Source organism: Paraburkholderia tagetis, assembly GCF_022213065.1.
GTDB classification, from domain to species: Bacteria; Pseudomonadota; Gammaproteobacteria; order Burkholderiales; family Burkholderiaceae; genus Paraburkholderia; species Paraburkholderia tagetis.
Map to the genome: position 1 here is coordinate 12374 of NZ_JAKLJA010000019.1, position 15433 is coordinate 27806.

General features: G+C 64.7%; 15 protein-coding genes. 7 read left to right on the plus strand and 8 right to left on the minus strand.

Going from position 1 to position 15433, the window contains the following annotated elements; translation table 11 throughout:
- Positions 1 to 22: 22 nt before the first annotated feature.
- The 3 genes from L5014_RS21125 to L5014_RS21135 all read right to left on the minus strand — a co-directional run bounded on the left by L5014_RS21125 (position 23) and on the right by L5014_RS21135 (position 2200).
- Positions 23 to 823, minus strand: a complete 801-nt coding sequence (locus L5014_RS21125; protein WP_238465693.1) for a BON domain-containing protein — start codon at positions 821 to 823, stop codon at positions 23 to 25.
- 27 nt (positions 824 to 850) lie between these two features.
- Positions 851 to 1438, minus strand: coding sequence for a phosphoheptose isomerase (locus L5014_RS21130; protein ID WP_238465694.1), 588 nt, complete (start codon positions 1436 to 1438; stop codon positions 851 to 853).
- 189 nt (positions 1439 to 1627) lie between these two features.
- Entirely contained in the window at positions 1628 to 2200 is a 573-nt protein-coding gene (locus L5014_RS21135) for a YraN family protein (protein ID WP_238465695.1), read from the minus strand.
- Here L5014_RS21135 and rsmI point away from each other — a divergent pair.
- Positions 2199 to 3092 (plus strand): 16S rRNA (cytidine(1402)-2'-O)-methyltransferase, encoded by an 894-nt coding sequence (gene rsmI / locus L5014_RS21140; RefSeq protein WP_238465696.1) that lies wholly within the window; start codon positions 2199 to 2201, stop codon positions 3090 to 3092. The genes L5014_RS21135 and rsmI overlap by 2 nt on opposite strands.
- A gap of 226 nt (positions 3093 to 3318) precedes the next feature.
- Here rsmI and L5014_RS21145 read toward each other — a convergent pair whose 3' ends face one another.
- Positions 3319 to 3924: a septal ring lytic transglycosylase RlpA family protein gene (locus L5014_RS21145; protein ID WP_238465697.1), complete on the minus strand. Its 606-nt coding sequence runs from the start codon at positions 3922 to 3924 to the stop codon at positions 3319 to 3321.
- 733 nt (positions 3925 to 4657) lie between these two features.
- Here L5014_RS21145 and L5014_RS21150 point away from each other — a divergent pair.
- From L5014_RS21150 to L5014_RS21160, 3 genes are all read left to right on the plus strand, one after another.
- Complete coding sequence (locus L5014_RS21150; RefSeq protein WP_238465698.1) at positions 4658 to 5335, plus strand: MBL fold metallo-hydrolase; 678 nt, start codon at positions 4658 to 4660, stop codon at positions 5333 to 5335.
- Positions 5336 to 5402: 67 nt separating this feature from the next.
- Positions 5403 to 6059 (plus strand): 3'-5' exonuclease family protein, encoded by a 657-nt coding sequence (locus L5014_RS21155; protein WP_238465699.1) that lies wholly within the window; start codon positions 5403 to 5405, stop codon positions 6057 to 6059.
- Between the two features lie 90 nt (positions 6060 to 6149).
- Positions 6150 to 6620, plus strand: a complete 471-nt coding sequence (locus L5014_RS21160) for an Lrp/AsnC family transcriptional regulator (protein WP_205710056.1) — start codon at positions 6150 to 6152, stop codon at positions 6618 to 6620.
- Between the two features lie 12 nt (positions 6621 to 6632).
- On the opposite strand, the gene L5014_RS21165 is transcribed toward L5014_RS21160, so the two are convergent.
- From L5014_RS21165 to L5014_RS21175, 3 genes are all read right to left on the minus strand, one after another.
- Positions 6633 to 7814 carry a cation diffusion facilitator family transporter gene (locus L5014_RS21165; RefSeq protein WP_238465700.1) on the minus strand — a complete coding sequence of 394 codons (1182 nt, stop codon included), beginning with the start codon at positions 7812 to 7814 and terminating at the stop codon, positions 6633 to 6635.
- A 242-nt stretch (positions 7815 to 8056) separates the two neighbouring features.
- Positions 8057 to 8365: an H-NS histone family protein gene (locus L5014_RS21170; RefSeq protein WP_238465701.1), complete on the minus strand. Its 309-nt coding sequence runs from the start codon at positions 8363 to 8365 to the stop codon at positions 8057 to 8059.
- A 401-nt stretch (positions 8366 to 8766) separates the two neighbouring features.
- Positions 8767 to 9450 carry a HugZ family pyridoxamine 5'-phosphate oxidase gene (locus tag L5014_RS21175; protein WP_238465702.1) on the minus strand — a complete coding sequence of 228 codons (684 nt, stop codon included), beginning with the start codon at positions 9448 to 9450 and terminating at the stop codon, positions 8767 to 8769.
- Between the two features lie 295 nt (positions 9451 to 9745).
- On the opposite strand from L5014_RS21175, the gene L5014_RS21180 reads away from it, so the two are divergent.
- Positions 9746 to 10963: an MFS transporter gene (locus L5014_RS21180; RefSeq protein WP_420800110.1), complete on the plus strand. Its 1218-nt coding sequence runs from the start codon at positions 9746 to 9748 to the stop codon at positions 10961 to 10963.
- Between the two features lie 121 nt (positions 10964 to 11084).
- Here the strand turns inward: L5014_RS21180 and L5014_RS21185 are convergent, their stop codons facing one another.
- A complete protein-coding gene (locus L5014_RS21185; protein WP_238465703.1) occupies positions 11085 to 12230 on the minus strand; it encodes a branched-chain amino acid ABC transporter substrate-binding protein in 1146 nt (381 codons plus the stop codon).
- Positions 12231 to 12974: 744 nt separating this feature from the next.
- Between L5014_RS21185 and L5014_RS21190 the strand changes: the two genes are divergently transcribed.
- Together L5014_RS21190 and L5014_RS21195 are read left to right on the plus strand one after the other, a co-directional pair.
- Positions 12975 to 13688 carry a dienelactone hydrolase family protein gene (locus L5014_RS21190; RefSeq protein WP_238465704.1) on the plus strand — a complete coding sequence of 238 codons (714 nt, stop codon included), beginning with the start codon at positions 12975 to 12977 and terminating at the stop codon, positions 13686 to 13688.
- Positions 13689 to 13874: 186 nt separating this feature from the next.
- Positions 13875 to 15389: an amidase gene (locus L5014_RS21195; protein WP_238465705.1), complete on the plus strand. Its 1515-nt coding sequence runs from the start codon at positions 13875 to 13877 to the stop codon at positions 15387 to 15389.
- Positions 15390 to 15433 lie beyond the last annotated feature (44 nt).

Below are 15433 nucleotides of genomic sequence, written 5' to 3' on the forward strand. Positions count from 1 at the left end.
AAAATAGAAGAACGCGCCACCATCACATCGTCGTCCCACTGCTACCCGGGTGCACCGGCGAGGAATCCTTCACCGGCGCGGGCGATTGCTGATCGAGCGGCTTCGAGCTAACACCCGCATCGGGCACTGCACCCACGGTCGGCGCGTCGGCTGCGCTCACCGGCGCGGGCGTCGGACCATTCCCACTGGCCGAGGCATTCGCCGCCATCGCCTGCTGCGGCTGGATGTACTGATAGCACTTCACCACTTGCATCACGCCCGGCACCGTACTCGCGGCATTCGCGCCAATATTGCCTTCCTGCGTGGTCACGAGGCCCATCAGATAGACAACCCCGCGCTCGCTCACCACCTTGAAGTTGTTCGCCGAGATGTCCTTGTAGGCCACCAGCTCGCTCTTCACGCGTCCTTCGAGGTACGAGTCGTTGGCACGCGATGTGAACGAGCTCGCCGGCTGCACCGCCAGTTCGTTGATGATCGATCCCACGTTCGCGATGGCGCGCACGATGGTCTCGGCCTTCTGCTTCGATGCGTCGTCGGGCACTTCGCCCGTCAGCAGCACGCGCTGGTTGAACACGGCCACGTTCACGTGCGAGGCATCGGGTAGAGCATTGTTCAGGTCCTTGAGCGCCTTCACCTGGATCTCGCGATCTTCGGTCTGCGCGCCCACGGTGCGCCGGTCGGTCGCCACCAGTGCCGTGCCGCCCGCGGCGGCCGCTCCCGCAACGGCGAGGAAGCAACCCTGCAGGCTCGCGCACAGCGAGGCCGCGAAGCCGATCGTCAGCGTGGTCCGTGCCAGCGCGCACATCTTGCTGTTTCTGCTCATCAACTCCCTCTCCTTCGTCCTTCGGTGTCAGTCGTCGCCCAGCAGCATCGCGTCGATGCCGTCGCACAGGCAGTGGATCGTCAGCAGGTGTACTTCCTGGATGCGCGCGGTCCGCTCGGACGGCACGCACAGGTGAATGTCGGTGTCGGCGAGCACGTCGTTGGCCGTGCCGCCGCCTTTGCCGGTCAGCGCAATCACGATCATTTCGCGCTCGTGCGCTTCCTGGATGGCGGCCAGCACGTTCTCCGAATTGCCCGACGTCGTGATGGCAAGCAGCACGTCGCCGGGCTGGCCGAGCGCGCGCACCTGTCTCGCGAACACCTGGTCGTAGGCGTAGTCGTTCGCGAGTGCGGTGAGCACGGAGGCGTCGGTCGTGAGCGCGAGCGCGGGCAGGCCCGGGCGTTCGCGCTCGAAACGGCCGATCAGTTCGGCGGCGAAGTGCTGGGCGTCGGCGGCCGAGCCGCCGTTGCCGCATGCGAGAATTTTGTTGCCGTTCGCCAGCGCGGCGAACATCGTATCGACCGCGGCGGCAATCGGCACGGCCAAGGCTTCCATCGCGGCGAGCTTGACTGCTGCGCTGTCGCGAAAGTGCTGTTGAATTCGTTCGACGGACATCGACTCTCTAATCTGTACTGCGGGTATCGCGAATATTCCGCGTGAATGCGGTGTGCCGCAAGTTTAGCGCACTCACGCGCGTTATCTTCCGGCGTTCTTTTCCACACGCGCTTTCCAGGCCGCTTTTTTTCGCGCCCGGCGTCTCGTGGGAAGGCGCCTGGCACATACGTCGGCTTACGCTTCGCCTGCTCAACGCCCGTCTTCGCGAAACGCGTCGCGCAGCCACGTGAGGCGCCCACCGTCGAACGTCACCACGTCGAAGCGGCACGCCGGCGGCAACGTCTCCCGTGCATCCGCGCGCATCGCCAGGCCCGTCAGGTAATAGCGCGCCGCGCGCAAGATGCGCTGCTGCTTGTACCAGCCCACGCTCGCCGCCGCGCCGCCGTAACCGTGTCGCGTGCGTGCGCGCACTTCCACGAAGACGAGCGTACCGTCACGATCGCGCATCACCAGGTCGATTTCGCCAGCACGGCAATGCACATTGCGCGCGACCAGCACGAGGCGCTGACGCTGCAAAAAAACGAGTGCGTGCGATTCAAACCGTGCGCCCGCCTCGCGGCGCTCGGCGGCGCGCCCTGCGGCGTTGGACCGGCCTTGTGTAGAAAAGTTGTCGCGGCGTGACCTCGAAGATCCACCCGTGTCTGCGCCGGTGCGCGATACCGGTGCGCCGCTCTCGCGCCGGTTCGCGCTTTGCGCCGCCGCGCCTTCGCCTGCATGGCACAATGTCGGCCTCTTTTCTTGCGTTCGCGCGTTCCGTGTCATGACGTCCCTCCTCGAACTCGCCCAAGCCCAGCAATACCCGGCCGCCACGCTGTACGTCGTGGCGACGCCCATCGGCAACACGGCCGACATCACCTTGCGCGCGCTGCATGTGCTCGGTCTCGTCGATCGCATCGCCGCCGAGGACACGCGCAACACGGGCCAACTCCTCACGCGCTATGGCATTTCGAAGCCGCTCGTCGCCGTGCACGAGCACAACGAGCGCGAAGCGGCGCTGCGCGTGATCGAGCATTTGCGCGCGGGCGAACGCGTGGCCTGCGTCTCGGACGCGGGCACGCCCGGCATCTCCGACCCCGGCGCGAAGCTCGTCGATACCGTGCGCGCCGCCGGTTTCCAGGTCGTGCCCCTGCCGGGCGCGAGCGCGCTCGCCACCGCGCTTTCCGCGGCGGGCGACTGGGTCGCGACGTTCACCTTCCTGGGCTTTCTGCCGCCCAAGCCGAAGCAACGCTCAACCGCGCTCCAAGCGCTCGTGTCGCATACGCACGCGATGGTGTTCTACGAGGCGCCGCATCGCATCGTCGAAACCGTGCAGGCGCTCGCCGATGCATTCGGTCCGGCCCGGCGTCTGTTGATCGCCCGCGAATTGACGAAGCTACACGAAGCGCTCTGGTGCGGCACCCTGGCCGAAGGGCCAGCGTGGCTCGCCGCCGATGCGAATCGTCAGCGCGGCGAGTTCGTGCTGGCAGTGGAAGGTGCGAGCCCACAGGCGTCCGGCGAGGCGGATCACGATGCGCTGCTGCGCGTGCTGCTAGAAGAGGTGCCGGTGAAGGGCGCGGCGAAGATTGCGGCGGCGCTCACGGGTGCGTCGCGCAACGCGCTCTATGCGCGCGCGCTCGAACTGAAGGATGAAGACAGTGAGGAAGACGCGGGCTGAGCCGCGCTAACTAGATAGAAAGGCACGCGCTGCATCGAGCGATGCAGTGCCGATAAGCGACAGAAAAACGGCAGAAAAACCAAAGGGCCGCGTCGATGTATCGATGCGGCCCTTTATGTATCTCAAGCCTTACCAGACTCGTCCGGTGTGCAGCATCCGGTGCGCGCCACGCGCCAACACGGACGAAACACGCCAAATCAATAACGCTCTTTCAGCGCAACGGCTCTCAGTTGCTGTTCGAGTTCGCCGCCAGCATTTCCGCTTGAGCGGCCTTCGCTTCCTGGCGCGAGAGGCCTTCGATATTCACCTTCGCCGTGCCCGCGTGCTGCAGGCCCAGCATCTTCGCCGCCGCATAGGACAGGTCGATCACGCGGCCACGCGCGTACGGACCACGGTCGTTGATCTTCACCACGACCGACTTCGAGGTATTGGGCACGCTCACGCGCACGTAGGAGCCGAGCGGCAGCGTGCGATGCGCGGCGGTCAGCGCCTTCATGTTGAAGCGCTCGCCGCTCGCGGTCTTGCGACCGTGGAACGCGCGGCCGTACCACGAGGCGCGGCCGATCTGGTGGAACGAGCCGACGTTAGGCGCGTTTTCGTCGATCGGCTGCGCGTCGGCAAGCGAGTTGTCCTTGCCGGCGCTCGCTGCGGGCAGCGTCCCGAACCCGGAGCCATAGCTCTGCGGCGCGGCGAACGCCGTATGCGCGGCGTTTTTGGTGCTGAGCGCGTTGCCCTGCGCCTGGTCCTGCGGACCGGGCGGCACGGCACAACCGGCCAGCACGGACACGGCTGCAAGACTTCCGAGTCGTCGTCGAGAAAGTCCGAATTTCATAAAGTTAGCCATCACGTTTCGGGGCCGTCCCGCGCCTTGGTTGCGCGTTGCTGGATGGCCCCGGCGGTCGCAGGCAAAAGCACACCCCACCCGCCGATCGATGAAAAACGGCGAGCGAATGCCCATACCCGGATGCGGCCCCATAGGCCGCTAACCGCTGGTTTTCTTTCACGTCTGGCGCAGCCTGTCCCCGGCAGCCTGACCAGACCCCACATGCCGCCATCGAACGCGATGTACACGTTCTGGCACGCCGGTAACACACGACGTACAGGAACGGCGGCGTAGGCCCCACCCAGCGTCACGGCAGCAAGGCCGTGGCAGGCGCGTGGCGCCTGGCTGGGCAAGACGTGCGGTGCCGAACGGATCGGCACCTGATTTGCCGTCTTGTAAGGCAGCCTGTTTAGCCAGCCTTCTTCGACGGCACTGCTTGACGGCGATGCATCACGACCCATTTTTTACTGCGGGTCACATCGCCCAGTGAACGCACGCGTAACGTGCTTGATGGAGCGCATTATACCCAAAAGTAATTCTTGCCATCCTTTCCTGGTAGAAAACTCCATGATTTTTCACTATTGATGTAACAAAGCCGTTTGTCTCACCCATCGCGCGTCTTGTCTGACAAGGCGAGCGGATGCCCTTCGGCGGGCCCGGGCGACGTCTTGCGCGCCCCGGTACAATCGGGTCTTTGGCCGGTCCAGGCCCACGCAACACACGTCATCCAAGAGCCGCGCGCATGAAAGTCACGCTGATTCCCGTCACGCCGTTCCAGCAAAACAGTTCGCTCCTCGTCTGCGAGACAACGGGGCGCGCCGCCGTCGTCGATCCGGGCGGCGACCTCGATCGCATCGAGGCCGAAATCGCGCGCCAGGGCGTGCAGCTCGAAAAGGTACTGCTCACGCACGGCCATCTCGATCACTGCGCGGGCGCCAAGGAGCTGGCCGAAAAGTTCGGCGTGCCGATCATCGGTCCGCATGAGGACGAGCGTTTCTGGATCGATCAGTTGCCGCAGCAGAGCGAGCGCTTTGGCTTTGGTCATGCGCAGGCGTTCGAGCCGGACCGCTGGCTCGGGAACGGCGACACCGTGCGCTTCGGCGATGAGGAGCTGGAGGTCTATCACTGTCCCGGTCACACGCCTGGGCACGTGGTGTTCTTCAGCCGCAAGCATGAGATCGCGCTGGTGGGGGACGTGCTGTTCGCGGGCTCGATCGGGCGCACCGACTTTCCGCGCGGCAATCACGCGGACCTGATCCGCTCGATCCGGGAGAAGCTTTGGCCGCTCGGCAACGACGTCACGTTCGTGCCGGGCCACGGTCCGGTTTCGACCTTCGGCGAGGAGCGCCGCACCAATCCGTACGTAGCAGACAGTGTGCCCGGCGTCTCCGGCGGCGCGAGCGAGGCACCTTGGGGATGAGCGCCGGGCAAGCCGGGCGCCCGGCCACGTTCACCAACGCGCGTCAAACCGTCAACGAATCCTGCTCATGAACCCAGCGAATCAAGTCGCCATTGAAGAGATCTACGTCAGCACCGACGTCGAGGCCGATGGTCCGATCCCCGGCCCGCACTCGATGCTGAGCTTCGCGTCGGCGGCCTACACCGCCGACAAGCGTCTGATCGCCACCTTCTCGGCGAATCTCGCCACGCTCGAAGGCGCCGCGCCGCATCCGGTGCAGGCCGCCTGGTGGGAAACGCAGCCCGAGGCGTGGGCCGCGTGCCGCAAGGATCTGCTGGATCCGGCCGCCGCGCTCAATGCCTATGTGGAGTGGGTGGAGGCGCTGCCCGGCAAGCCCGTGTTCGTCGCCATGCCGGCGGGTTTCGATTTCACTTTCATGTTCTGGTACATGATGCGTTTCACGGGGCGCTGCCCGTTCTCGTGGTCGGCGCTCGACATCAAGACGCTCGCGTTCGCGATGACCGGCCTGCCGTACCGCAAGTGCATCAAGCCGCGCTTTCCGAAGCACTGGTTCGACGATCATCCGCACACCCACGTCGCGCTCGACGACGCCATCGAGCAAGGCGCGCTCTTCTGTAACATGCTCGCCGACCTGCGCGCGCAACAAGCCTCGCAAGCGGCAGCAGCGACGACAACAACAGCGCTCGATGATGGGGACGCCTCAGGGCAAAAAACCGTCACCTGAGCGTCAAATTAGGGAATCTGCCTCGTCAGGTGCGGTTTGCATTGCGTTTCGTTTTTCCGACCTCTAACATTCGGGAATACGGCGACGCACATGGAGGCGCATTTGACACTCGATACGTTCTCTCAGAAGATCCTGCGCCTTTTGCAGCTCGACGCGCGCCGCTCGGTGCAGGAAATCTCCGATCAGGTGGGGCTTTCCAGCACACCATGCTGGCGCCGCATCAAGGACATGGAGCAATCGGGCGTGATCCAGCGCTACACGGCGCTGCTCGACCGCGAGAAGTTGGGCCTGCACGTCTGCGCGCTCGCGCATATCCACCTCACGCGGCACACCGAAGGCGGCGTCGAGGAGTTCGAGCGCGAGATTGCCACCTGCCCGGAAGTGACCGAGTGCTACAGCACGACCGGCGAATCGGATTACATCCTCAAGATCGTTGCGCCTGACATCAAGGCCTACGACGCCTTCCTGCACGAGCGCATCTTCCGCATTCCGGCTGTCGCGCAGGTGCGCACGAGCGTCGTGCTTCGCGAAATCAAGTTCGACACCCAATTGCCGCTTTGAGCTGCGGCCCGGCTAGCGGATGCCGCGCGACGTTCCTGTTGATCCCGAATCCGCCACCGTCGCTGCGGCCTGCACCACCTCCAGCTTGCTCGCGCCGAGCGTTCGTGCGAGCGCCTGCATGTCGATGCCATCGAGACGCCTCGCGTCGTCGTGCGCCGACAGCACGACCTGAATCTCGAGCCCCGTGCTCAGGTAGTGAAGCGTCACCGCCTCCACGCTCACGCCGTGCGCCGCCAGCGCCTCGCGCAGCGCATTCGCGACCTCGCTGCGCGGCGGCAGATTGGCGACCGAGCGCACATGCATGTCGTCCTCGGGATCGACGTGGATCAGCGCATCGAGCACGCGCGGGTCGATGAGCAGGCGCGCGCGCGCCGTCTCCGCGATGTAGTGCCCTTCCGAAACCGAGATCAGCGGATCGACGAGGATATGCGCGTCCACGAGCGCGAGGTCGCCGGTCTTGCGCGTGCGCATTTCGTGCACGTCGAGCACGCCGGGCGTGCCAAGCAGCAGCGTGCGCAAGTCGGCGGTGGTGGCTTCGTCGAGCGCGCGATCGGAGAGATCCTGGAGCGCGTCCCAGCCGAACACCCAACCCATGCGCGCGACCATGAAGCCGACGATGGCCGCCGCGATCGGGTCGAGTAGCCGCACGCCCATGAGACTGCCCACGATGCCGATAGCGACCACGAGCGACGAAGCCGCGTCCGAGCGCGCATGCCACGCGTTGGCGATCAGCATCGCCGAGCGCACGCGCTGCGCCTCGCGCAGCATGTAACGAAAGAGCGCTTCCTTGAAGACGAGCACGAGCATGGCCACCGCGAGCGCGCTCGCGTGAACCGGCGGAATGTCGTCAAGATTGGCGATGCGCGTGCCGGCGCGCGCGAGCATGCCCACGCCCACGGCAATCAGCAGTGCGCCGAGAAATAACGAAGCGACTGTTTCATAACGGCTGTGGCCGTAATTGTGATCGGCGTCCGGCTTTGCGCCGCTATGGCGGTTCGCGAGCAGCACGACAAAATCGGAAACGAGATCGGAGAGCGAATGAACGCCGTCGGCGATCAAGGCCTGCGAATGCGCAAACACGCCAACCGCGATTTGCAGCACGACCAGCACCGAATTGACGCCGACGCTGGCAAGCGTGGTCTTGCGCGCAACGCGCTGTTTATCCGATGACGATATGGCAGTGGTGGAGGACATGCGATACAAAACGCGAGCGTGGAATAGCTGCGATTGTAATGGCCCTACCCTGGCCAATTGGAGATAACCCTGGAATCTTCTTTTAAATCAGCTGACTACGAGAACACTTCGTATTCGCGTTCCTCCGCGCGCAGCAATACCGCAAGGCAACGGTAAGAAGACAACAAAAAAGCCGCGCATGTCCCAACGACGGCGCGGCTTTTTCGCTTGGCGGGCCGCAAGGCCCATCGCCAGATGGCGATTTACTTCTCAATCAGGAACTTTTCGCGATCCTTACCGGCAATCCAGCGCGGAGGTTTGCCACGGCCCGACCACGTGCTGCCGGTTTCAGGGTCGCGGTATTTCGGTGCAACGCTTGCACGCGAGCGGCTGGCTGCTTTGGCGCCCTTGCCCGCTCCACGGCCGCTGCCGAGTTCGGCCACGGTAATGCCGTAGTCGGCCATTTTCTGCTTGATCTCGTCGAGGACTTCGGCATATTCACGTGCCTTCGCCTCTTCAATCTGCTTCTCCAGCTTCTCTCGCTGCGCGAGGAGTTCTTTGTAGGAAGACATAGGTATCCTGGTGGTTTGCTAATTAATGACGACTACCGATCTTGCGTCAGTATGTCCATTGACAGTTGATTCGCCTCGGAAATTGCAGGCGAGATTAACACAGAATCGAATGTCGCGAAAAGCGCGGGCAATAAAAATAATTAAGATGTTTTAGGCACCGTTCAGTGCCGCGTTCGGTCTTGAAGATCTGTCATTTCGTGCAAATCAGTATTTGCACCCAACGCTCCTTTTTCCAGATAAATCCGGCTCTCATAATTCGCAGCGCGTGAAAATTAAAAGGGCAAAAAAGCGCAAACATTTCATCCCATGCGAACTTTCGACAGCCCCCCTCGATTATCTTGAAATTACGTAATGCCCCAAGAGCGGCAGCGAGCAGCGCCCGCCGCCTTCTAGAAAAATACTCAGCTTGCGTGCCGCGCGAGGCAATCGGCTAGCACGGCATGCAAGGATTGGGTGTCGCTCTGCGGTGCCTCGAAAACATAGCGCGTCCGTATACCGTCGATGGCGAGATCGGCGCCGTAGCGGTCCACGCCTAGCAGCGCGAGACCGTCTCGCCGCGTCGGATGCGTCTCGAAGAAGCGGATCAGCGCTTCCTCCTCACCGGCAGCGAGCGGTTCAAGCGGGTCGAGATCCGCGCCGTCGAGCCAACCCATCGCGCCAAAGCCGCCGATATAGCGCAACCGCTCCACGCGCATCGTCCAGAACGTGAAGTCGCCGAGCGCGAGATAGCGTGCCGCATCGGGGTGGTAGCGCAGATAGCGGCGCGCGAGCGCTTCGGCATCAAAATCGGCACCGGCTTCGGCATCGCTTGGCTCGAACACGCCGAGCAGCGTCATGCGCGGCGCGTTCAGCACGTCCTCGCCGCTCAGCTGCGCCACGAGAAAACCCGCGCGCGAATCGTCCTGCAGATTGCGCGTGTGCTCGGCAAGCCGGCTCACGAGGATGACGGGACGATGCCGCGCATCCGGCGCGAACGGCAGCAGCGTCGGATACGGGAAGCCGTGCGGCTCGCGCGCGTGGGTGGCGAGCGTGCCGGTGGAAGTCTGATGCAGCAGGTGCAGCGGAGCGTGAGCGGGGATCTTCAAGGCGTGTCCTCGATCGATGAGTTGTCGATGGGCGTAACGCGAGACCGAACCCGGCGGCCTGCGTTGCGCCATTTCACTATTAGAGCAGGCTGGGCCGCCGCGAGCAGCCCGCGCGCGCCTTCGCTAGAATTTCCGCTTGCCTTTCAAAAAGCTGATTCGCGAGTCTTTTCCGAATCGCTTGATTCGCTTGATTCGCGTGATTCGCTTGATTCAACCGAGCCGCTTGATTCGACTGGGCCGATTAAGCCCATTCGCCTCCAATCGGCTGCGCTGCTGCCCAACGCCAGGATTTCCCGTGTCCGACCGCCCCTCCGATCCGACCCTCGCCGTACCGCCCCACGCCGTCCATCGTGCGCTGCCCGCCGCCACCCGCCAGCGCGCACGCATCGCGACCATGGCGCTCTTTTTCATCGCCGGGATGATGTACGCGTCCTGGGGCGTGCACGTGCCCACGGTGCGCGACAAGTTCCATCTGAGCGCGGCCTTGCTCTCGTACGCCCTCTTCGCCGTCGCGGGCGGCTCGATCGCAGCCATGACGATCCTCGGCGGATGGATCGCGCGCGCCGGCACACGCCGCGCCTGCCTGACGGGCGGCCTCACCATGTCGGTGTGCGGCGCGCTGATCCTCGTCGTGCCGTACTACTGGATGCTGCTCGTCGTGCTCGCCGCGTTCGGCGTGGGCATGGCCACGCTCGACGTCGCCATGAACGCGGAGGCGAGCGCCGTCGAGGAGGCCATCGGCCGGCCGATCATGTCCGCGCTGCACGGCATGTTCAGCCTGGGCGGCATGGCCGGCGCGGCCATCGGCGGCGTACTGCTCGCGCGCGGCATGGCGCCCGCGCTGCATCTCTTGCTCACTTCGCTGGTGGCGGCGCTCGTGCTGTTCGTGTCGTGCCCCGCCGTGCTGCCCCACGTGCCGCACGCCACCCACGGCGAGCACGCCAAAACCGGCAACCGCTGGCGCACGCCCGCGCTGTGGGCGCTGGGCGGCATCGCGCTCATCGCGCTGATCGCCGAAGGCGCGATGTACGACTGGGCCACGGTCTATATGCGCGACGTCGTGGTCTCCACGCCCGCGCTGGCGAGCGCCGCCTACGCGGCGTTCTCGGGCGGCATGGCCGCCGCGCGCTTCGCGGGCGACGCCGTGCGCGCACGCTTCGGCGCGCCGCAGCTCGTGTTCGTGAGCGCCTCGCTCGCCTGCGCGGGCATGATCGGCGCGCTGCTGCTGCCGTTTTCGTTCTCCGCGCTCACGGGCTTCACGCTCATGGGCCTCGGCCTCGCGAACATGATGCCGGTGCTGTTCGCCGCCGCGGCGCGCGTGAAGGGCATCCATGCCGCCGAAGGCCTCGCGCACGTGGCGGGCATCGCTTACTTCGGGCTGCTGTTCGGCCCGGTGGTGATCGGCGGCATCACCCAGGTGACGAATCTCACCGTAGGGCTCGCGGTCGTCGCGCTATGCGCCGCGCTCGTGGCGTTCACGGGGCCGAAGGTGCTCAGGCGGCTGGGGGTTTGAGGCTGACGGCATCCGTCGAAAGATTGAGCCATCAAAATCAAAAGCCCGTGGGTCCGAAAACCCACGGGCTTTTTTCACGTGATACCACGCAGCGCACCGCACGAAGCGGCGCAAAGCGCAATTACATCTTCACCACGTCGAGCAGCGACTTCTTGCCCGCCTTGTAGTTGTACAGCGAGATCACGCCGTGCTTGAGGTCGCCCTTCGAATCGAAGGTCGTCTCGCCAATCACGCCCTTGTAGTCGGTGCTCGGCATGGCGGCGAGGATCTTCGCCGGATCGGTCGAGTTGGCGCGCTTCATTGCGTCGACGATGATGTACACCGCGTCATACGTGAACGGCGCGTAGATCTGGATCGGCTGGCCGAAGCGCTTCTCGAACTTCGCCTCGAACGCCTTGCCGCCCGGCATCTTTTCGAGCGCCATGCCCGCTTCCGAACACACGATGTTGTCGGTCGCGTCGCCGGCGAGGTCGGCCAGCTTGTCGGTACAGACGCCGTCACCCGCGAGCACCTTCGCGCGCAGGCCAAGCTGCTTGGCTTGCTTGGCGAACGGGCCGCCGGTGGCGTCCATGCCGCCGTACATGATCGCGTCGGGGTTCTCGCCCTTGATCTTCGTGAGAATGGCGCGGAAGTCCACGGCCTTGTCGTTGGTCGCGTCATGCGAGAGCACGTTCATGCCGAGCGACTTGGCAGTCTTCTCGAACTCGTTCGCGAGACCCTGGCCGTAAGCCGTCGAGTCGTCGACGATCGCCACGCTCTTGAGCTTCATGGTCTTGGCCGCGTAGTTCGCGAGCGCCGGACCCTGCTGGGCGTCGGTCGCCACCACGCGATAAGTCGTCTTGAAGCCTTGCTGCGTGTAGGCCGGATTGGTGGCCGACGGCGAGATCTGCACGATGCCCGCATCGCTGTAGATCTTCGAAGCCGGAATCGAGGTGCCCGAGTTCAGGTGGCCCACGACCGCGACGACCTTGTCGTCGACGAGCTTCTGCGCAACCTGCGTGGCCGTGCGCGGGTCGGCCGCGTCGTCCTGTGCGTCGAGCATGAGGGTGATCTTCTGACCGCCGATCGTCAGGCCCTTCGCGTTGATTTCCTCGACAGCGAGGCGCGCGCCGTTTTCGTTGTCCTTGCCGAGGTGTGCGATCCCGCCCGTCAGCGGAGCGACGTGGCCGATCTTGACCACTTCATCTGCGCTGGATGCCGTTGCAAAAGTCGCGAACATAACGACTGCCGCGCTGATCGGCAACAGCTTGTGAAGCTTGATATTCATGTAAGTCTCCAGTTTCGAACCCAAAAGCAACGTAATCGCCCTGTGCTCCCGCGCCCCGAACGTGTCGCTTCCCCGTGCGGACGACCACGCAGGATGCATCCTTGATGCACCTGGCCCGTATGGCGAAAAGCCCGCTCATGGCAGACCGCCCATCCATACTTGCGCGCAAGTGTAGGTGATCAAATTAATTTGGAGGATTTTTTTCAGATATCGGGGCGAGTACCAATAGGCTTTCACCCGAGTACTTCGAAACCCTGATCAATTGGCCGGCAAGCCTTGCGCCGCAAGGGCTGGAGAAGAGGTTTGCAATCTTTTCGAAAGCCTTTTCCAGGGTGCGCCAGAATATTTTTCGGGATTTTTGGCGAGTTATGCGAGGCATGCGAAATGCGCGGCCGCGACACGATAACGTTTGCTTTTCGAGTTCACCCCCTTACGCATCGAGATTAGCCCGAAATTAAAGTCAGCCCTCGATTAATTCGTCGCGTAGAAGAATCGTTGCGCGCGCCAGGGTTTTCTCGTATCGAGAAAGTACGACTGCGCGAAGCGCGCTGCAGGCTCCGCAGTGGCGTGGCAAACTGGCTCCCCCGTTCCGGAGCCGGTAATCCCAGTGACAGGCCTCGAGGTATTACCGCCGTCAGCGGCATCACTGGCATCACTGGCATCACTGGCATCACTGGCATCACCGGCATCACCGGCATTAGCGGCATTAGCGGCACCACCCCATTCGCGAAGAAGGAGAGCAATGTGAGCGTATCGACCAAGTGGATCGACATTCCCGCCGGCAAGGAAAGTTTCGGCGCGTATCTCGCCCTGCCCCAAGGCGGCAAGGGCCCGGGCATCGTCATCATTCAGGAGATCTTCGGCGTGAATGGCCACATTCGCGATGTGGTCGAGCAATACGCGCTCGATGGCTATGTGGCGATCGCCCCCGACATCTTCTGGCGCACCGCGCCGCGCGTCGAACTCGACTACGTGGGCGCAGACCGCGACCGTGGCATCGAGCTGATGAAGAAAACCGACATGAACCTCGTCGTCGAGGACATCGCGGCGACAGCCGACACGCTGCGCAAGCTGCCCGAGTGCGCGGGCAAGGTCGCCGCCATCGGCTATTGTCTGGGCGGCCGGCTCGCGTACATGGCTGCGGCAAGCGGGTCGACCGGGTCGCGTTCGATCGACGCGGCGGTCTCGTACTACGGCGGCGGCATTCACACACAACTCGATCTCGCCGACAAGATCAAGCAGCCGATACTCTTCCACTATGCCGAGCTCGACCACGGCATTCCGCCCGACGCGGTGGGCCAGGTGAAGGAGCGCTTCGCCGGCCGCGACAACGCCGAATTCCATATCTACCCGGGCGCCGATCACGGCTTCAACTGCTCGGTGCGCGCGTCGTACAACCAGAACGCGTCGGCGCTCGCGCACGGCCGCACGCTCACGTTCCTCGCGCAAAGCCTCTAAAACATCCAGCGCGCGAGAAGCTCGTTCGCACGGCATACGCGCAAGCCAGGCACAGGAAGCGGCCATTGCGGCAGAATCGCTGCAATGGCCGCTTTCGTTTCATTGCACTTGATGCGCCGAAGCGCCGGTCGAGCGGTCGAGCCATCGGCTCGCCGAATCCAACGACGCCCCCAAGGAGTGCGCGCCTTGCAGTCCGACTATCTGGAATACGACGCCATCGGCCTTGCCGAACTCGTGCAGCGCGGCGAAGTGAGCGCACGCGAGTTGCTCGACACCGCGATCGCGCGCGCCGAGGCCGCCAATCCCGCGATCAATTCGATCGTGCTCAAGGACTACGACGCTGCGCGCAAGCGCGCGCTGCGCATCGAGGCGGGCGGCAACGGCGTCGATGCCCTCGCGCAGGGGCCGCTCGCGGGCGTGCCGTTCCTCGTCAAGGATCTGGGCGCGGCGGTCGCGGGGCTGCGCATGACGCTGGGCAGCCGCCACTACCGCCATTACGTGCCGGCGGCGGATGCGCCCGTGGTCGAGCGCTTTCGCGCCGCGGGCCTGAATCTGTTCGGCAAGACGAGCGCTTCGGAGCTTGGCCAGATGCCCTACACGGAGCCCGAGCTGTTCGGCCCATGCCGCAATCCGTGGAATCTCGATCACACGCCGGGCGGCTCGAGCGGCGGCGCGGCCGCCTCGGTCGCGGCCGGCATCGTGCCGCTCGCGCACGCCTCGGACGGCGGCGGCTCGATCCGCATTCCCGCGTCGTGCTGCGGGCTCTTCGGCCTGAAGCCTTCGCGCGGCAACCAGCCGCCTTCGGACGTGCCGCCCTCGCCGGGCGGGCTGGGCGTCGACTTCGCCGTATCGCGCAGCGTGCGCGACAGCGCGCTCATGCTCGACCTGCTCGCCGGCGACGCCGCGCGCACGCCTGGCGCGCCGGGCACTTTTCTCGCGGCGGCGCGCCAGCCGCTCGACGGCGGCAAGCCGCTCGCGGTCGCCTTCATCGCCGATCCGCTTTTCGCCGATGCGCTTTCGCCCGACGTGCGCGAAGCGCTCGACGACGCGGCCGCGCTGCTCGCCTCGCTCGGGCACAACGTGGAGCCGGTGAAGCTCAACGTGGATTTCGCGGCGGCACGCGAGGCGTTCCTGATGCTGTGGTCGGTGGTGGCCGAGAAATACGTGCTCGAGGCCCACACGATCACGGGCACGAAGCCACGCCGCCAGGACTTCGAGATCGCGACGTGGGCGATGGCGCACATCGGCCGCAAGCTGGGCGAGCGCGCCCTGCCCGCCGCGCTCGAGACGCAGCAGCGCATCACGGCCCAGATCGCCGACCTGATGACGCGTTTCGACGTGATCCTGTGCGCAACGCTGGCCGCGCCACCGGTGAAGATTGGCGAGCTGAAGCCGACGTCTTCGGAGCGCATGCAGATGCGCGCCGTCACGGCGATGCCGGTGGATGCGCTAATGAGAAAACTGCTGACGGAATCCGCGAACAAGGCATTCGCGTGGGCGGGCTGCACCGAGTTGTTCAACCTGACGGGGCAGCCTTCGATGTCGGTGCCGCTCGTGTGGAATGCGCGCGGTCTGCCGATTGGTGTGCAATTCGCGGCGCGCGAAGGCAACGATGCCTTGCTGCTGCGCCTCGCGGCCCAGCTCGAAACGGCGCGCCCGTGGTTCGGACGGCGGCCGCCTCTGCTGATGGCGCGCGTCTAAGCCAACTTCCAGGCCAGCATACAAGCCAGCACTCAGGCCGGCCC